The organism is Arsenophonus nasoniae (genome assembly GCF_004768525.1).
GTDB classification, from domain to species: Bacteria; Pseudomonadota; Gammaproteobacteria; order Enterobacterales; family Enterobacteriaceae; genus Arsenophonus; species Arsenophonus nasoniae.
Genome location: NZ_CP038613.1, coordinates 667,372 through 684,886, shown reverse-complemented (window position 1 = coordinate 684,886; position 17,515 = coordinate 667,372). Strand labels below are relative to the sequence as shown.

Here is a 17,515-nt window from a genome sequence, read left to right as displayed (position 1 = left end):
GTAACCTTTAATTAAAAATTACAACTTAGGACCTGCTTTCACGAGTGCAGCACCAACTTGGGTATCAGTATATTTCTCAAAATTATTAATAAATCGCGTAGCCAAATCTTTAGCTTTAACTTCCCATTGGCTGTTATCTGCATATGTATGACGCGGATCTAAAATATTATTATCGACCCCCGGCAAATTGGTAGGTATAGCTAAATTAAAAACAGGTAAATTGATAGTTTCTGCTTTATCTATATCCCCATTTAAGATCGCATCAATAATTGCACGAGTATCTTTGATCGAAATACGTTTACCGGTTCCGTTCCAACCGGTATTAACCAGGTACGCTTTTGCACCAGCGGCTTTCATACGTTTACCTAATACTTCAGCATATTGAGTAGGATGTAATGTCAGAAAAGCGGCCCCAAAACAGGCTGAAAAAGTGGGTGTTGGTTCAGTGATCCCGCGTTCGGTACCCGCTAATTTAGCGGTAAAACCTGACAAAAAGTGGTATTCAGTCTGTTCAGGCGTCAAACACGATACCGGTGGCAAAACACCAAAAGCATCGGCTGTCAGAAAAATAACTTTCGTCGCATGGCCTGCTTTAGAAATGGGTTTAACAATATTATTAATATGGTAAATAGGATAAGAAACTCGCGTGTTTTCTGTTTTTGTTCCATCATTGAAATCAATAGTACCATCAGTCAAAACAGTAACATTTTCTAATAATGCATCACGTTTGATCGCATGATAAATATCAGGCTCTGCCGCTTCAGACAAATTTATTGTCTTAGCATAACAACCACCTTCAAAATTAAATACACCATCATCATCCCATCCATGCTCATCATCACCAATTAATTTACGCTTGGGATCGGTAGAAAGGGTTGTTTTTCCTGTACCAGACAAACCAAAGAAAATAGCCACATCCCCTTTTTCACCAACATTAGCTGAACAATGCATCGAAGCAATGCCTTTTAATGGCAGCAAGTAATTCATGACAGAAAACAATCCTTTCTTCATTTCACCGCCATACCAAGTACCGCCAATAAGTTGCATACGTTCAGTCAAATTAAACGCCCCAAAATTTTCTGAGTTTAGGCCTTGAGCCTGCCAGTTGGGATTAGTACATTTTGCACCATTCATGACAACAAAATCTGGTTTAAAATCAATCAACTCTTGTTCAGTAGGTCGAATAAACATATTTTTTACAAAATGTGCCTGCCAAGCCACTTCAGTAATAAAGCGCACCTTCAAACGGGTATCTGCATTCGCACCGCAAAAAGCATCAATAATAAATAAACGCTTACCTGACAATTGGTTAGTCACTAAATCTTTTAATGATTTCCAAACCACTTCGGTCATCGGTTTATTATCATTTTTTCCTTTACCTTGATCCGCCCACCAAACGGTATTCATAGAGACGTTATCACGAACAATATATTTATCTTTAGGTGATCTACCGGTAAAAATACCGGTATCAACGGCCACTGCGCCTAAGTTAGTTTCAATACCTCGTTCATAGCCTTTCAAAGAAGGTTTTATTTCTTCTGCAAATAATTGTTCATATCCTGGGTTATAAACGATTTCAGTAACTTGATGAATACCATACCTAGCCATCTCTTCTGGAGTAATATTTTTTTTGCACTCATTAATTTATGCTCCTAAATGAATTTTAACCTTAATTAGGAGCTATCATAAATTTTTACTCGAAATTAACAGCGATAAAAATCAATAAATTTCATCTAAACTATTTTCTCAACTAGAAATGCGATCTAGAGCACAATCAACGCTACAGTAAAAAAATGTGTATATCCTTTATTACGGCATAAAATAAGCACGGATGACTCAATGAATCTGCTGTTTTTTAATTCGCTTCAATTCCTCTATATCTTGTTGATTAAACAGATAATCAGCCCCACAAAATTCACATTCAATATCAATTTCACCCCGTTCATGTAATATATGCTCAATATCTTCATCAGGCAGAGATAGCAAAATATTTTCACAACGCTCTTTTGAACAGTTGCAATGAAAGGTGACTGGCTGTGGATCATATAAAGTCACATCTTCTTCATGATAAAGACGATGAAGAATTTGCTTTGTTTCTAAGGTATATAGCTCCTCACCCTTAATCGTAGCGGTTAACTGTACTAGATGATCAAATTTATGCTGACTTTCACTACCTGCAGAGGGCAATACCTGCAATAACATTCCACCGGCAGCAGGCTGGCCATTTATCTCACCTGAATGAATAAATAAACGTGTCTGCAACTGTTCTGATTGTTTAAAATAATCATCCAAACATTCTGCTATTGTACTACTTTCCAATGCAACAATGCCTTGATAACGCTCGCCATTTGTTGGCGTAATCGTGATCACCATATAGCCTTGACCAACCATCTGTTTTAATGATAATTGATTAGTAACTGAACCCTCGACACGAGCAACACCTCTCATTTGTTGATAATTATTTCCGTTTATTACCAACATTTTTACAGGGCCATCTCCTTGAATCTGTAGAGTAATATCACCATCAAATTTTAAAGTTGCCGTTAATAAACTAGTGGCAACTAATAATTCACCCAATAATAAATTAACTGCTAGCGGATAATTGTGTTGATGGAGTATCTTTCTATAAGTCTCATTAACTGAAACTAATTCACCACGAACAGCATCATCTTCAAATAAAAAACGGTTTAACTGGTCATGTTTAGACATATTTTCTCTCATTGCTAAAGTTAGTCATCAAAATGACTCATTTAAATTTGTATGCTTAAATTTAATCAAGTTACGTCGTTCTTTCTTATCAGGACGACGTTCTGGATTTGGCATCGTTAATGAGTTGGTCTTCCGCGCTAATGCTAATTTTTCTCTATTAACAATACTGTCTTGTGTTTCACGGTATAACGCTTTTGCTTCAGATGCGCCCCGTCGTTGATCGCTAATGGCCAATACTTTTATAGTTAGTTCACTGTTACCTTGTCTTAATTTTATAATGGCATGCTTTTCAACGACTTTACTTGGTTTACTTCGCTGCCCGTTATAGTGAACTTTGCCACCCTCAATCATTTTACGAGCAATTGCACGAGTTTTATAAAAACGTGCAGCCCATAACCATTTATCTAAACGGATAATCAAATCCATATCTGACTGTATTTTCATATTTTATTCATTACGTTAAATATTTTTTTGCTGGTCAGAGGAAGAAACAATATTGAAACAATGCTCATAATATTGTCGAATACTTTTTAATCGCCATTTATTTATACGCTTACGTGTAATAACCAGAATAAAATTCAATATAAATGTTGCCATTAAAACCAAGTTTAATAGAAAAGCACTAATATAGCGTAAAAGTAACATAGAACTAGGTTTACTATGTAAAATAATATGACGCGTGCCTTTTGCATCGACAAATAATTTAGTGATAATACCTTTTGCTTCAAAAGGAGTATGCATCAAAATATCTGACAATTTTTGCAGCTCTTGCCATTTTTGTAATGGAGTATAAGAATCAATAACAGGAGAATGAAATGAAACTAAATCGACAAACTGTTTTCCTTCTTCACTAATTAGTAATACACCTCTAGGTAGCGGTGAATTCAATAATGCTGCTGCTTTTTCTATTTCTCTATTAATATAAAAGGATGTCGTTTCATTAACCAGTTTTTCCAAGGTTTCTGCTCCACCTGGCCGCAATATCACATTTATACCTGCTAATTTTCCATTTTTAGCTCGAGCAACAAGTACCGACCATTCATAGGTATCACTTAAATTAACTAAAGCGCTCTTTAAACGAAAACACTCATTATTAAGAGGGCATAATGAATTTGTTTTTAAAATAATATCAGAAAAATTATCAAGCAAATTCATGCCAGATTTCATAATCTCGCGTCTAAGTTGCTGATTAACTTTATGATCCAGATTATTAAAATAAAGCTGCTGTTTAACTGTTGTAGAAAGCGAAAAGACTTTTTCAACTATATCAGATTCAGGTATAGGAGAGGGGCTTATATTATTCCAATAAATACCGGAGCAATCAAAAGGGAGAAAATCAAACCGATTCCCTTTCTCTATAAGATCAATGGGTACATAGCACATACCCACACCTTTAACTGCAATATAATCACCAACCTGTAACGGCATCACTTCCAATTCAGTGTAATTTGTTGTATGTCGATAATTTTCTCCATTAAGCCAATGAAAAATTAACCTAGCTGGTAAATGCACCGGTTCATAAAAATGAAGCAGTAACATGAGGAAAAAACTGGTTATCATCAACATTAAATTTTTGCCATATCTTTTATATGGGTAACGACGTGCCTCTTCATGTAAAGATAAATAACGTCCTTGACGAACAACGTAACCGTTTGCATACATGTCAATATTAATAGCTTGATCAATCTCATATTCCAGGAATGGCTCCCAATGAGATGGATAAATAAGATCGATTCCAGCCAATGAAATATTATGTTTTTTACCTTTATCAAACTCGCCGAATAAACCCAATCGTTTAGGTTTACCTACTACACAACGAATATCCTGTTGATATCTCTTACGAAAAATATATGGTCGATAAAGAAGATATACTCCAACAAAAAAAGTAAGTCCACCAAACAACATTAACCAAGGAAAAAAAATAGCAATAACAAATAACGAAAGTGCACAAACAATTAACCCAACACAAATAACACCACTGCCCCACAAACTAAACGATCGATTAAGCTTATACTCTTCCAACGTCTCTTTTCTGACCTTAATAAATTTTACCAGTTGTTGACCACTCTCTTGAATTAAAGCATTAACTGGTGGAAATGTTATTTCTCTAGCAAAGTGAAATTGTTTAAAATCTTGCTTAAAATCAGCCAAAAAATGATTATTTACTGATATAACAAGTGGTAAGGTATCCGTATAAACAACATCCATAACATTCTGTGTTGTTAAGTAAGGCTCTAATTGTCGAGGTAAATGAACTTCTTTAGAATCAATAAAATAGCGCCATAAATTATCTTGCTCGTTGATTAAAGAAAAACGTGTTATTGCATTACAGCCCGTAGAAACCCAAGCATTTCTTTTAGGAAAATCAAATAACTTTCTTATTGTCACCTCTTTTGTCTTTATTAAGATTTGTTCAGAGTTGGTATATTTAAGATAGTCACAAATTATCTGATATTCATCAGAAGTAATTTTGCGATAATTAGCATGTATTAAGAAAGGTAATTTATCTACATCATTACCTTTTTTTCCTTTCATAAACAAAAAGAAAATTAATATAAACAAGCAAATAATTAAAATAACCAATATAACAAAAGGTAAGCTCATTTCTTCCCCGATGTAACAAATAATGCCAGTGCAGAATAACAACCCTTTCCTTAGCTCTAAATAAGGTAATTCCTATTCTAGTTTTCTATTTTTAATATTAATAACAATGAGTTACGATTTGACATTGTTTATTTTAACAACATGGTAGTTTAATTAATAAGTAATTTAATAAAAATATTACTAAAACACCCTTATTATAATAATCAGCGCTGGTTAAATTTATTGATATATTATCACTAAATAGATAGATTGAATCACAATTGATTTCAGCAAAAAATCAAAAGCCTATCCTTGCCTTTAATATAAAAAGTTATAATCTATTCAACAAATTTTGTCCGGGACACAGTATATGAAACAAATGAAAAAACCCAAAATACTGAATATAAAAAATATTGCTGAATCTAGACTTTTTCGTATCCAATCTGTTGATCTTGAATTTAGTAATGGCGTTAAACGTCTTTATGAACGAATGCAGCCAACAATAAATGAAGCCGTACTGATTGTTCCTATCATTAATAACGAACTAATTTTAATACGTGAATATGCAGTTGGTATTGAAGAGTATGAATTAGGTTTTCCTAAAGGAGCAATTGATAAAGGAGAAAGTGCCATACAAGCTGCTATAAGAGAATTAAAAGAGGAAATTGGTTATGGTGCAAAACATGTTGAATTACTAGCAAAATTAACAATATCACCAGCCTACTTTTCCAGTAAAATGAATATATTCATTGCACAAAATCTTTATGAGGAAAAACTGGAAGGCGATGAACCAGAGCCGCTAGAACAAATTCGTTGGCCAATAAACAATATGATGCAACTACTCGATGTTAAAGATTTTAACGAAGCAAGAAATATTAGCGCATTATTTTATGCCCAGCGTTATCTCAAAAATATTAGTTAACCTTAAATAAGTCCTAATATTGTAAAATGAAATAGGGTCTATCTAATAACCCTAATTTCAAAGACAAAAATTAAAGATCATTATTACTGTTCAAAAAAGTTCCTGACTATTTCCATCTTCAGAAATAACGATTGTACCTACCTCTCGAATAGCGGCTGTTTTAGGTTCAGTTCCTTCAATAAAATATTCCAAACTTTTACTTACAGAATTATTTGTTGCTAATTTACCTGTTTTGTTATCAATAGTAATAGAAATAATTCCATCAGGAGGTTGTATTTTATTTTCAGCAACTCCTTCAAGGACAACTTTCATATAATCATTCCAGATAGGTTGAGCACTTTTTGCACCTGCTTCACCACCTGTAATAGTACGCCCTAAACTGCGTTTATTATCATCAAAGCCTATCCAAGCGGTAGCAACGACATCAGGGCCATAGCCAGAAAACCAAGCATCTTTAGAACTATTAGTCGTTCCTGTCTTTCCACCAATATCTTTACGCTTAAAATCTCTCGCACGCCAGCCTGTCCCCATCCAACCTGGCTCTCCATAAATATTCGTCATCATTGCATTACTAATTAAAAAAGCCAAAGGTGTACTAATAACATGTGGAGCATATTTTTCTTGTTGAACGGTTATTGGTATTTCATTATTAATATCTACTCTAGGCTCAAGACTCATCGGAGGCGTCGTAGATTTAACTATATTCTCAATAGATTCTGCATTTATTTCTTTAATTTTTGGTACATCATCATAAATAACAGCGATATCTTTACAGTTAGGACAAGCGATGTTAGGTTTAGCTTCAAACACAATTTGACCTTGTAGCCCCTCAACTCGACTAATGAAATAAGGATCGATAAGGTAACCACCATTAGACATAACGGCATAACCTCGAACTATTTGCATAGGCGTAAATGACGGAGCTCCTAATGCCAATGACTCGGTTCGATTAATATTTTCTTCAGGAAAGCCAAACCGTTTTAAATAATCCGCCGCATAATCAACCCCCATCGCACGCATAGCTCGTACCATAACAACATTTTTCGATTGGCCTAATCCTTGCCGCAAAGTGATTGGGCCTGCATATTTGGCGGGAGAGTTTTTAGGTCGCCAATCTGAATCAGCTCCAGCATCCCAACGAGTAATAGGCATATCATTTAATAAGGAAGCTAACGTTAATCCTTTATCTAATGCTGCGGTATAAAGAAAAGGTTTAATATTGGAACCAACTTGACGTAATGATTGGGTTACTCGATTAAATTTACTTAACTCAAAATCAAATCCGCCAACTAACGCAACAATAGCGCCATTGATTGGATTAAGAGCAATAAAAGCTGAATTTGCTTCCGGTATTTGTGCTAACCACCAACTATCTTTAACTTGTCGTACACGAATTAATTCTCCCACTTTCACAACTTCGTTAACCGTTTTAGGTGTTACACCTTGACGCTCATCAGAAATATATTTACGTGCCCAAGAAACACCATTCATTGCCAGCTCAACAGTAACACCATTTGACATTATAACTTCAGCTTTATTTCTATTTGTCGCAATAACTACTGCGGGAATTAATGGCCCATAAGTAGGTGTTTTTTTGAGTTTTTCAATAAGTTGCTCATGAGTCCAGGGTGTTTGTCGCTGCGTCCAAAGAATTTTTTCTGCTCCTCGATAGCCATGACGAATATCATAATTAATTAAATTATTACGCAAAGCATTAACTGCTGCTGTCTGATCTTTACGGATAATGGTAGTATAGACTTTATAACCATCGGTATAAGCATTCTCACCATAGCGTTTATAAAGCTCTTGCCTAACCATTTCTGCCAGGTAGGGTGCTGAAAACGAAATTTTTGGTGCGTGATACATGGCAATAATTTTTTCACCCTTTGCTTCATTATATTGCTGTTGAGTAATATACCCCTCTTCTAACATACGTAATAATACGATATTGCGGCGATTTATTGCTCGTTCATAGGAATAAAGGGGGTTAAAAGTAGAAGGTGCTTTTGGTAAACCTGCAATCATAGCAATTTCACTTAAACTTAATTCATTTACAGACTTACCAAAATAAACATAAGCAGCTGCACCTACCCCATAAGCACGATTTCCTAAATAAATTTTATTTAAATAAAGTTCAAGAATTTCATCTTTTGACAATAATTGCTCAATCCGGACAGCTAAAAATACCTCTTTAGCTTTACGCATCAATGTTTTTTCTCGACTTAGGAAAAAATTTCTTGCTAACTGTTGCGTTATTGTACTTGCCCCTTGCGAAGCGTGACCGGAAACAGCTATAACCGATACAGCTCGAAAAATTCCTATAGGATCAATACCATGATGCTCATAATATCGGCTATCTTCCGTCGCAATAAAAGCTTTTATCATTAGTGGGGGAATTTCCTTTAATGACAACGGAAGACGACGTTTCTCTCCAAATTGCGCAATTAACTCACCTTCTGCACTTAACACCTGCATAGGTACTTGCAATCGGACATCTTTTAACGTTGCTACATCAGGCAGTTCTGATTCGACATATTTGTACAAACCAAAAATAGATCCAGCTCCCAAAACAAGACAACAAACTATAAAAAAAAGAAAAAACTTTACGATCTTCACCTGAAATTCCCATTTACAATTTATTGGGTGGTTTATAAACAATGAATACTTAGTATAAATGTTTGAAATTACCTTGAATATGGAATTTTATACATTAACAATAGGGAAATCGTCTATGTTTTTACAAAAATGGCAGATTGGCCTTGATATACATCATAATAAAATTCAACTTGTGGCGGCTACTCAACACAGACATGGCTGGCAACTTCGCGAATGTTGGCAACATTCTTTACCAATCACTAAAACCCAAGATACTGAAACCCAAAATATTCGTATAACCACACTAAAAAATATCTTGCAACAATGGCACAAGAAACTACCTAATAATTGCGATGCAAGATTCTCCTTATCCACATTACAAATCCTAAAATCTCACTTCCTTTTGCCGGAAAAAATAACACTAACTGAACCAGAACTTGGATGGCTCGTTCACAGTAAAGCTGAAACCCTATTTCCTATGGACATCCGTGAACTTATTTTGGATTATCGTATTTATCAAAAGCAAATATACCTTTGTGCAACTAGACGTAGTGATATTGTTTTTTGGTCTGAATTATTACATGAAGTAGGTTTTTCACTTTCTGTCATCGATATATCTCCTAATGCCCTTCGTTACTTAGCTCATAAAGCCTCTATTCCTGATAACACTTGGCTTATTTATCGGCGACAACAAGAGTGGATATGTGCTGGTCCTTTATATCAATCAATACACTATCAACCTCTTGAGATAACTGAAGTAGACTCTATAGAAAAACTGGTCTTATTACTACCTAAAGAAACGCAACAACAACCTAATACTATTTATTATCTCGGTAACGATATAAAGCATCATCATTTTTCCACTTGGTCTCTGTTAGATTCTTTTCAATATTACTCTATCAAGTTACCAAAAGATTTTCATAATTTTGCGATTGCCGCGGGTTTAGCACTTCGCGAAGGAGATAAATGATGTATCAAGTTAATTTTCTGCCATGGCAGAAAAAACGCCTTAAACAACGCTATTATGTATGGATATCTCTCTTTCTTATACAAATTTCAAGTTTGATATTAATTCTGTTTTTTATAATTGATAGGCATAAACAGCAATACCTTCATCAACAATATTTACTTGATAATGAAAATATAGAAATTGCGGCCATTGAACAACAGCTTGGTAACATTGAGCAACAGCGCCAGCAACTTGATCAATTAACTCAAAAATTCAATACGTTAATTCAAATCGCTAACCACAACAAACAACAACTTTATTTACTACAACAAATTCCGAATATTCTACCAACAGGTAGTTGGTTAGAAGCGCTTTCAAGCCAAAGAGATGAATTGATAATTAAAGCAAATAGCTATGATTATCATGAAATTTTACAGTTCATGCGCCAATTAACCGAGCAAAAGTTAGTAACGCAAATCCAATTACAAACAATACAACTAACCTCACAAAATATTCAAAAAACCACATTAAATGCAAAGTGGCTACGTACGGAGAATCAATATGGTAAAAAATAAAATATATGAATGGTTTTATAGGCCATTATGGAAACAACTTATCCCACAATGGTTAACGCTTTTTTTAATTTTTCTTTTTTTCTTTATTTTTTATTGGTCAAAAAATTCTTTAATTATTGATCAATTGAATCAACAACGGAAAAACAACAGACAACATATCAATATATTAAAAACACAACTCATACAAAATATAACAAAAAGCAAATTAAAAACTCTAATAAACAAAAAGAAACAACAAATAACAGACTTACTTACTTCGATACAGACTGAACCTCTAGTTTCTGCCCAATTCAAATTTCCGCTACCAATTTCAAATGAAAAACTCATTTATTGGCAACAACAAAATCATAATAATCGTGTAGATTACTATCTCACAATTTTAGCAAGCTACTATCAATTAATCGCCTTTATCGAAAGCTTACAAAAAACACATCCACTACTCCTTATTTCAACAGCTAAAGGTAACCCCAAAGAAAAATAACTTATATTGTGAGTTCATTCTTTCATCCCTAACAAAAAGCCTAACATAATGAATTTACTTAATTTAATATTAATTTTAGTATTAATAACATTATTTAGTATTAATGCTATAGCCGCCAGAGAACCATTTACGCCGCCAAAAATAAAAGAAATTATTGAAAATAATGTTACTCATACATCACCAATACCTGAAGAAAAAAGTGATATACATTATCTGAGTTACCCCCTGCAATATGCCGAAGCAGAATTACTAGCATCTCAACTTTCACAAAATAATCCACCTTTACTCTCAAAAAAAGGAAAAGTTTTTGCCGATAAACAGACTAATAACTTAATTTTTGAAGATACTCAGAGACACATTGAACGTCTTCAATCCTGGCTAAAAAAAATTGATATACCGCAACAACAAGTACAAATAACAGCCTATATTATTAATACAAGTCGAGAGGCTTTATATGAACTAGGAATATTTTGGGAACTCAGTAGCGATAAAATAAACCAGGTCGGGATCAGCCGGCTAAATATTCATCAACCAGCACCATCTTCAATTCCACATATCGCTTTTAATATTGCCAAAATTAAAAGTCACTTATTGTCACTGGAATTAAGTGCATTAGAACAAGAAAATCAGCTATCTATTATTGCTAGCCCCAGATTAATGGCCTCACATAACCATTCTGCCAGCATTAAACAAGGCACAGAAATTCCTTATATCATTCAAAGTAAAAATAAAAGTCAGATAAAATTTAAAGAAGCAATATTAGGCATGGAAGTCACACCTACCATTTTACGAGGAGGTAAAGTTCGTCTAGCGCTAAAAATTAGTCAAAATACCCCCAATACTAGTTTGCTAGCAAATACTTACCAACATATTGCAATCAATAAACAAGAAATATCAACACAAGTTACGATTAATCATGGGGAAACACTTATCCTAGGTGGAATTTTTCAACAGAAAAAAAACAATCAACAACAAAAAATTCCCTACCTGGCAGATATTCCCTTCTTTGGCCAGTTATTCACCAAAGATGGAAAACAAACTTACCATAGGGAATTAGTCATATTTATAACACCTCAATTAATTAATATTTAATAAAATATAGTAAGCAATAATTATTTTTTATAATATAACTTCATACTAAACAGCACTAAATAGAGCAAAAATCATCCGATTATTGTGAATAATGGATTATAAATTTGACGATAAGAAAGATTTAGCTTACAAGGTTAGTTATTTAGCGAAATAAACAATTTAAATGCGTACACTCGATGATAAAACCTTTACATGTACGATTAAAGTTGCATTTTTAGCTAATCTATTGCGATAATTTTTATATCCAATTTAATATCTTTCATAATTGGCAGCAAATAATACGCTTTGCGTATAGATATCGGCGTGGTTTTCAAATTGATTGATGTTAAACTTAGTGCACAAACAAACTTAAAGACGAATACTTGAGCTTCGTAATACTGTATATTACGTATTACGAGACATTTGGGATTTTAAACCTGTGAAGAAATACTGCTATCAGTTATGTTACAAAAACAGGCCCTTCCGATATAATTCAGAAAAAACTGAATGTATTTGGGATTTTTTTGCTTTTATATGCAAGAAAAGATGTCAATACTCATGAGGTTTCAATTATAGGTCCCGTTGCTAATTTGATTAGCCGGGCGGGTTATCATTAACGAATAATCTTAGTAATACCAAAAACATGGCAGAGAAACGTAATATCTTTCTGGTTGGGCCTATGGGCGCCGGAAAAAGTACTATTGGTCGCCAGCTAGCGCAGCAACTTAGTATGGAATTTTTTGATTCTGATCAAGAAATTGAACGACGTACTGGTGCTGATGTGAGTTGGGTATTTGATTTGGAAGGCGAAGAAGGTTTTCGGGAACGTGAAGAAAAAATTATCAATGAGCTTACAGAAAAACAGGGAATTGTCCTAGCAACAGGGGGAGGGTCGGTAAAATCAAAAGAAACACGCAACCGTCTGTCTGCTCGTGGGGTAGTCGTTTATCTTGAAACAACGATTGAAAAACAAATGGCACGAACTCAACGCGATAAAAAAAGACCTTTATTGCAAGTAGATCAGCCTGCTCGTGAAGTTTTAGAAAAACTCGCTCATGAACGTAATCCACTTTATGAAGAAATCGCAGACATTACTATTCATACCGACGATCAAAGTGCAAAAGTAGTTGCTAACCAAATCATAGGATTATTGGAAAATACTTAATTTCAATAAATTAATATGAATGACTGATTGACCATGCCATAAAGGTAAAATCAATATGGAAAAATTGACAGTTACACTTGGTGAACGGAGTTACCCGATTAGCATTGCCTTTGGTTTACTTAACTCACCTGACGCATTTTTGCCGCTTAAAAGTGGCGAATACGCGATGATTGTAACGAACAAAACGCTAGATTCCCTTTATTCTACAAGAGTAAAATCAACTCTTACAAAAATGGGTGTCAAGGTTGATGAGATCATTCTACCTGATGGAGAACAATACAAAACATTAGCTATTCTTGATACGATCTTCACTGCTTTATTGGAAAAAAATCATCCTCGAAGCACCACACTTATTGCCCTTGGTGGCGGAGTTATTGGTGACTTGACAGGATTTGCTGCCGCCTGCTACCAAAGAGGCGTTCGTTTTATCCAAGCACCAACCTCGCTTCTATCTCAAATTGACTCTTCTGTTGGAGGAAAAACAGCAGTCAATCATCCGTTAGGTAAAAATATGATTGGTGCTTTCTATCAACCAATATCGGTTATTATTGATTTAGATAGTCTAAAAACATTACCAGTACGTCAATTCTCTTCTGGCTTAGCAGAAATTATTAAATATGGCATTATTCTAGATTATGATTTCTTTTGTTGGTTAGAAAAAAACATTAGCAAACTATTTGAATTTGACGAAAAAACAATAAGTTATTGCATCCTACATTGTTGTGAATTGAAAGCAAAAATCATTGCTATAGATGAAAAAGAAACCAATGGACAACGTGCATTATTGAACTTAGGGCATACCTTTGGTCATGCGATTGAAACTGAATTAGGCTATGGTTCCTGGCTACATGGTGAAGCAATTGCTGTAGGTATTGTGATGGCTGCAAAAACTGCAGAGTTAATTGGTCAATTTGATAATAATGATACTAAGCGTATTTTAAATTTACTGAGGCAAGCAAATCTCCCTACTAAAGGACCAGCAAAAATGGCTGCTGAAGCTTATTTACCTCACATGATGAGAGATAAAAAAGTAGTTAATAATCAACTTAATCTGGTGCTACCTAAATCTATTGGCAATGCAGAGTTATACACTAATATAAGCCATGAGGTTGTTTTAAAAGCAATTAAACAATGCCTACATACAGATTAAACCGTGATTGAGATAGCAAGATAGCCATAGTGACACTATAATAAATATCCGTATTTTAGAATTAAACTGTACTAAAAATCATCTTTATCCATGATATGAGGTCATTCACCTTAAAAGGGAGGGGAAATGGACGAGTTTAAACCAGAAAGAGATCCTCAAGATCAGAGTAACTTCCGGCCAGATACATCAGATAGGCCTGTATTACGTTCACGTCAGCAAGGATCTAAACACCATCTAGCCTCTCGGCAACATGTCATGATAGGTATCGCTGTTTTGGTTCTATTATTACTCATTATCGCGATTAGCTCAGCACTTAAAGCTCCAACTGATCATGAGAAAGAACATACCTCTGTAACAAATAATGAACGTAACATCGATATTTCAAAAACAACATCACTGGCAAATGAGTCTTCTTTATCTCAAGAACATAACCAACCACAAAACGTAACCATGCCTTCAATTAGTGATACACCGACTGAAGGATCCTTGCCTCCAGCCAACCAAGGACAAGGTAAACGTATTGAAATTCCTGGTGACGTTGTTGATGCTTTACGGCAAGGCCAAACATTGCCTACTACTAAGCAACAACTGGTTGAAAATCCAACATCAACACCATCATCAACAATACTTCCCTCAACTACCCCCCCTAAGATAGTGGAACCAATTAAAACTAATCCCGAAACAAAAACAAAACCCATAGTTCGAACACATACGCACCATAATGGTGATTTATTATCATCCCCAGCGAGTAATTACACCCTACAATTAAGTAGCGCAAGCCGTTCTAACTCCCTAGAAGCATTTGCTAAAAAAAATCGCTTAACTAATTATAAAATCTATAAGACCGTACGTAATGGGCAACCATGGTATGTTCTTATCCATGGTAATTACCGCTCAGTCAGTGAAGCAAAAAACGCAATTTCAACTTTGCCCACTTCTGTCCAGGAAAAAAAACCCTGGGTTAGAAAATTTCAGCAAGTTAAGCAAGATCAAAAATAAAGAATCATTAGGCGCAAGTATGCTGTCCTAAACAGAGATATACCAAAAACTCTGGAACATTTAGATAAAATATGGCGGCATGAAGAAAAAACGCGCTTTTTTAAAATGGGCTGGCGGTAAATATCTTCTGGTAGAAGAAATTAAAAAATATCTACCAGAAGGTGATTGTCTGGTAGAACCATTTGTCGGGGCAGGTTCAGTATTTTTGAATACCAACTATAATGCTTACATCCTAGCTGACATTAATAATGATCTTATCAATTTATATAATACCGTAAAATATCATGCTGATACATTTGTGCAGCATTCACGTAAGCTTTTTAACTCTGAATTTAATACACCAGAGCAATACTACCGTTTACGAACTGAATTTAACCTATGTAATAATTCTCAGCGTCGTAGTGAACTATTTTTATATCTTAATCGTCATTGCTACAATGGTCTTTGTCGCTACAATTCGAAAGGAGAATTTAACGTTCCATTTGGGCGTTATAAAAAACCTTATTTTCCCGAAGATGAACTCTATTGGTTTGCTGAAAAAGCGCAAAAAGCTATTTTTGTCTGCCAAACCTATCAAGAAACATTGCTATCAGTAAATAAAAGTTCTGTTGTTTACTGCGATCCACCCTATACACCGCTTTCAGATACGGCTAATTTTACTACATATCATACAAATAGTTTTGGCAACAAAGAACAATATAATCTAGCTCAGATCGCTTATCACTTATCATCAACACGCGGAATACCCGTATTAATATCAAATCATGATACACCAGCGACTAGAGAATGGTATCATCACGCCAAACTAAATGTTGTTAAAGTACGTAGAACAATTAGTCGTAACAGCCTTGCTCGTAGAAAAGTCGACGAACTTTTGGCATTCTATAATCCAACTTATAAAAAAAACGCAAAAGGTAAAAAAACAAATCGGAGATAATTATGAAAGATTTTCTGATTGCCCCCTCTATTTTATCCGCAAATTTTGCATGTTTAGGTGAAGATACTGAGAAAGTAATTAAAGCTGGAGCTGATATTGTCCATTTTGACGTTATGGATAACCATTATGTCCCAAATTTAACTTTCGGCCCAATGATATGTAAAGCATTGCGAGATTATGGTATTAAGGCTCCCATTGATGTGCATTTGATGGTAAAACCTGTAGATCGACTAATTCCTGACTTTGCTAAAGCTGGTGCAACCTATATTACCTTTCACGCTGAAGCAAGTGAACACATTGATCGCACATTACAATTAATTAAAGATAATGGATGTAAAGCAGGTTTAGCTTTTAATCCTGCTACACCATTAAACTATTTAGATTACGTGATAGATAAATTAGATATGATCCTAATTATGTCGGTAAATCCTGGTTTTGGTGGACAATCTTTTATTCCACAAACCCTAAATAAATTGCGTCAAGTTCGTAAAATGATCGATAGTAATGGTTATAATATCCGCCTAGAAGTTGATGGCGGGGTTAATGTTAATAATATTATTAATGTTGCAAATGCAGGAGCTGACACTTTTGTCGCAGGTTCTGCCATTTTTAATCAACCAGATTACAAAACTGTCATTGATGCTATGCGTAAAAAGTTAGCTGAGGCAATTTAATGACATTTAAAAAATTAACCGATATTCAAGCTATCGCATTTGATTTGGATGGTACATTAGTCGACAGTGTTGGCGGATTAGCTAATGCCTTAGATCATGCTTTAATTAATCAGCAATTACCAGCTGCGGGTAAAGAACTTGTTTCCACTTGGGTTGGTAATGGTGTTGATATGATGATAGAACGCGCATTAACTTGGGCAAATGTTAAAATCACACCAAAAATTAAAAATAGTACTCGTCAATTATTTGATAAAATTTATGCAACAACAGTAATAACAGGTAGTCAGCTTTTTCCTGGAGTAAAAGAAACATTAGCAGAATTGGCCAAACAACCTTTCCCAATGGCAATCGTCACCAATAAACCAACACCATTTATTGACCCTTTATTAAAAAAATTAGCAATTAATTCTTATTTTTCTTTAATATTAGGGGGAGATGACGTAAAAAAGAAAAAACCCCATCCGGCTCCACTATATCTTACAATGGGAAAATTTGGTCTACTTAAAGATCAATTATTATTTGTCGGCGATTCTCATAATGATATCTTAGCTGCTAAAGCGGCTGGCTGTCCTTGTGTGGGTTTAACTTATGGATATAACTATGGTGAATCTATCGCATTAAGTAAACCAAATTATGTATTAGATAACTTTGCCGATCTACTTCCTACGTTAGGACTAACACCTTTGACAATTCTGGAATCATAAT

General features: G+C 34.6%; 16 protein-coding genes. 11 read left to right on the top strand and 5 right to left on the bottom strand.

The annotated features are described in order from the left end of the window. Positions 1–18 precede the first annotated feature (18 nt). The 4 genes from pckA to ArsFIN_RS03175 form a co-directional block, all read right to left on the bottom strand. Positions 19–1,608, bottom strand: a complete 1,590-nt coding sequence (gene pckA / locus ArsFIN_RS03190; RefSeq protein ID WP_034249793.1) for a phosphoenolpyruvate carboxykinase (ATP) — start codon at positions 1,606–1,608, stop codon at positions 19–21. A gap of 228 nt (positions 1,609–1,836) precedes the next feature. Further along, a complete protein-coding gene (gene hslO / locus ArsFIN_RS03185) occupies positions 1,837–2,709 on the bottom strand; it encodes an Hsp33 family molecular chaperone HslO (protein ID WP_026823199.1) in 873 nt (290 codons plus the stop codon). A 27-nt stretch (positions 2,710–2,736) separates the two neighbouring features. Beyond that, positions 2,737–3,153 (bottom strand): ribosome-associated heat shock protein Hsp15, encoded by a 417-nt coding sequence (hslR, locus tag ArsFIN_RS03180; RefSeq protein WP_026823198.1) that lies wholly within the window; start codon positions 3,151–3,153, stop codon positions 2,737–2,739. A 15-nt stretch (positions 3,154–3,168) separates the two neighbouring features. After that, positions 3,169–5,313 (bottom strand): IgaA/UmoB family intracellular growth attenuator, encoded by a 2,145-nt coding sequence (locus ArsFIN_RS03175; RefSeq protein ID WP_026823197.1) that lies wholly within the window; start codon positions 5,311–5,313, stop codon positions 3,169–3,171. A gap of 349 nt (positions 5,314–5,662) precedes the next feature. Here ArsFIN_RS03175 and nudE point away from each other — a divergent pair, with 349 nt between their 5' ends. Beyond that, a complete protein-coding gene (gene nudE / locus ArsFIN_RS03170; RefSeq protein WP_026823196.1) occupies positions 5,663–6,214 on the top strand; it encodes an ADP compounds hydrolase NudE in 552 nt (183 codons plus the stop codon). 90 nt (positions 6,215–6,304) lie between these two features. Here the strand turns inward: nudE and mrcA are convergent, their stop codons facing one another. Continuing rightward, a complete protein-coding gene (gene mrcA / locus ArsFIN_RS03165; protein WP_026823195.1) occupies positions 6,305–8,830 on the bottom strand; it encodes a peptidoglycan glycosyltransferase/peptidoglycan DD-transpeptidase MrcA in 2,526 nt (841 codons plus the stop codon). 115 nt (positions 8,831–8,945) lie between these two features. Here mrcA and pilM point away from each other — a divergent pair, with 115 nt between their 5' ends. The 10 genes from pilM to ArsFIN_RS03115 all read left to right on the top strand — a co-directional run bounded on the left by pilM (position 8,946) and on the right by ArsFIN_RS03115 (position 17,514). Continuing rightward, positions 8,946–9,779 (top strand): pilus assembly protein PilM, encoded by an 834-nt coding sequence (gene pilM / locus ArsFIN_RS03160; protein WP_026823194.1) that lies wholly within the window; start codon positions 8,946–8,948, stop codon positions 9,777–9,779. Next, positions 9,776–10,333 carry a PilN domain-containing protein gene (locus ArsFIN_RS03155; RefSeq protein ID WP_081700665.1) on the top strand — a complete coding sequence of 186 codons (558 nt, stop codon included), beginning with the start codon at positions 9,776–9,778 and terminating at the stop codon, positions 10,331–10,333. Before pilM ends, ArsFIN_RS03155 begins: the two co-directional genes overlap by 4 nt. Beyond that, the gene (locus ArsFIN_RS03150) at positions 10,320–10,814 is read left to right on the top strand and encodes a hypothetical protein (RefSeq protein ID WP_026823192.1); all 495 of its coding nucleotides are present in this window, start codon (positions 10,320–10,322) and stop codon (positions 10,812–10,814) included. The genes ArsFIN_RS03155 and ArsFIN_RS03150 overlap by 14 nt, the downstream gene beginning before the upstream one ends. Before the next feature lie 48 nt (positions 10,815–10,862). After that, on the top strand, positions 10,863–11,906 hold the full coding sequence (locus tag ArsFIN_RS03145) for a secretin N-terminal domain-containing protein (protein WP_026823191.1): 1,044 nt from the start codon (positions 10,863–10,865) through the stop codon (positions 11,904–11,906). 622 nt (positions 11,907–12,528) lie between these two features. Continuing rightward, a complete protein-coding gene (gene aroK / locus ArsFIN_RS03140) occupies positions 12,529–13,050 on the top strand; it encodes a shikimate kinase AroK (protein ID WP_026823190.1) in 522 nt (173 codons plus the stop codon). 55 nt (positions 13,051–13,105) lie between these two features. Continuing rightward, a complete protein-coding gene (gene aroB, locus ArsFIN_RS03135; protein WP_026823189.1) occupies positions 13,106–14,200 on the top strand; it encodes a 3-dehydroquinate synthase in 1,095 nt (364 codons plus the stop codon). A gap of 126 nt (positions 14,201–14,326) precedes the next feature. Then, positions 14,327–15,199: an SPOR domain-containing protein gene (locus ArsFIN_RS03130; protein WP_026823188.1), complete on the top strand. Its 873-nt coding sequence runs from the start codon at positions 14,327–14,329 to the stop codon at positions 15,197–15,199. A gap of 79 nt (positions 15,200–15,278) precedes the next feature. Beyond that, positions 15,279–16,136, top strand: coding sequence for an adenine-specific DNA-methyltransferase (gene dam / locus ArsFIN_RS03125; protein WP_026823187.1), 858 nt, complete (start codon positions 15,279–15,281; stop codon positions 16,134–16,136). Positions 16,137–16,138: 2 nt separating this feature from the next. Then, the gene (gene rpe, locus ArsFIN_RS03120) at positions 16,139–16,810 is read left to right on the top strand and encodes a ribulose-phosphate 3-epimerase (protein ID WP_026823186.1); all 672 of its coding nucleotides are present in this window, start codon (positions 16,139–16,141) and stop codon (positions 16,808–16,810) included. Further along, on the top strand, positions 16,810–17,514 hold the full coding sequence (locus ArsFIN_RS03115) for a phosphoglycolate phosphatase (RefSeq protein WP_026823185.1): 705 nt from the start codon (positions 16,810–16,812) through the stop codon (positions 17,512–17,514). Before rpe ends, ArsFIN_RS03115 begins: the two co-directional genes overlap by 1 nt. The last annotated feature ends 1 nt before the right edge of the window (position 17,515 follow it).

Excerpts from the sequence above, each read along its gene's own strand:
- hslO (WP_026823199.1), bottom strand. The coding sequence starts at position 2,709 with ATGTCTAAACATGACCAGTTAAACCGTTTTTTATTTGAAGATGATGCT.
- ArsFIN_RS03150 (WP_026823192.1), top strand. The coding sequence starts at position 10,320 with ATGGTAAAAAATAAAATATATGAATGGTTTTATAGGCCATTATGGAAA.
- hslR (WP_026823198.1), bottom strand. The coding sequence starts at position 3,153 with ATGAAAATACAGTCAGATATGGATTTGATTATCCGTTTAGATAAATGG.
- pilM (WP_026823194.1), top strand. The coding sequence starts at position 8,946 with ATGTTTTTACAAAAATGGCAGATTGGCCTTGATATACATCATAATAAA.
- ArsFIN_RS03130 (WP_026823188.1), top strand. The coding sequence starts at position 14,327 with ATGGACGAGTTTAAACCAGAAAGAGATCCTCAAGATCAGAGTAACTTC.
- pckA (WP_034249793.1), bottom strand. The coding sequence starts at position 1,608 with ATGGCTAGGTATGGTATTCATCAAGTTACTGAAATCGTTTATAACCCA.
- ArsFIN_RS03145 (WP_026823191.1), top strand. The coding sequence starts at position 10,863 with ATGAATTTACTTAATTTAATATTAATTTTAGTATTAATAACATTATTT.
- nudE (WP_026823196.1), top strand. The coding sequence starts at position 5,663 with ATGAAACAAATGAAAAAACCCAAAATACTGAATATAAAAAATATTGCT.
- aroB (WP_026823189.1), top strand. The coding sequence starts at position 13,106 with ATGGAAAAATTGACAGTTACACTTGGTGAACGGAGTTACCCGATTAGC.
- rpe (WP_026823186.1), top strand. The coding sequence starts at position 16,139 with ATGAAAGATTTTCTGATTGCCCCCTCTATTTTATCCGCAAATTTTGCA.
- ArsFIN_RS03175 (WP_026823197.1), bottom strand. The coding sequence starts at position 5,313 with ATGAGCTTACCTTTTGTTATATTGGTTATTTTAATTATTTGCTTGTTT.
- ArsFIN_RS03115 (WP_026823185.1), top strand. The coding sequence starts at position 16,810 with ATGACATTTAAAAAATTAACCGATATTCAAGCTATCGCATTTGATTTG.
- dam (WP_026823187.1), top strand. The coding sequence starts at position 15,279 with ATGAAGAAAAAACGCGCTTTTTTAAAATGGGCTGGCGGTAAATATCTT.
- aroK (WP_026823190.1), top strand. The coding sequence starts at position 12,529 with ATGGCAGAGAAACGTAATATCTTTCTGGTTGGGCCTATGGGCGCCGGA.
- ArsFIN_RS03155 (WP_081700665.1), top strand. The coding sequence starts at position 9,776 with ATGATGTATCAAGTTAATTTTCTGCCATGGCAGAAAAAACGCCTTAAA.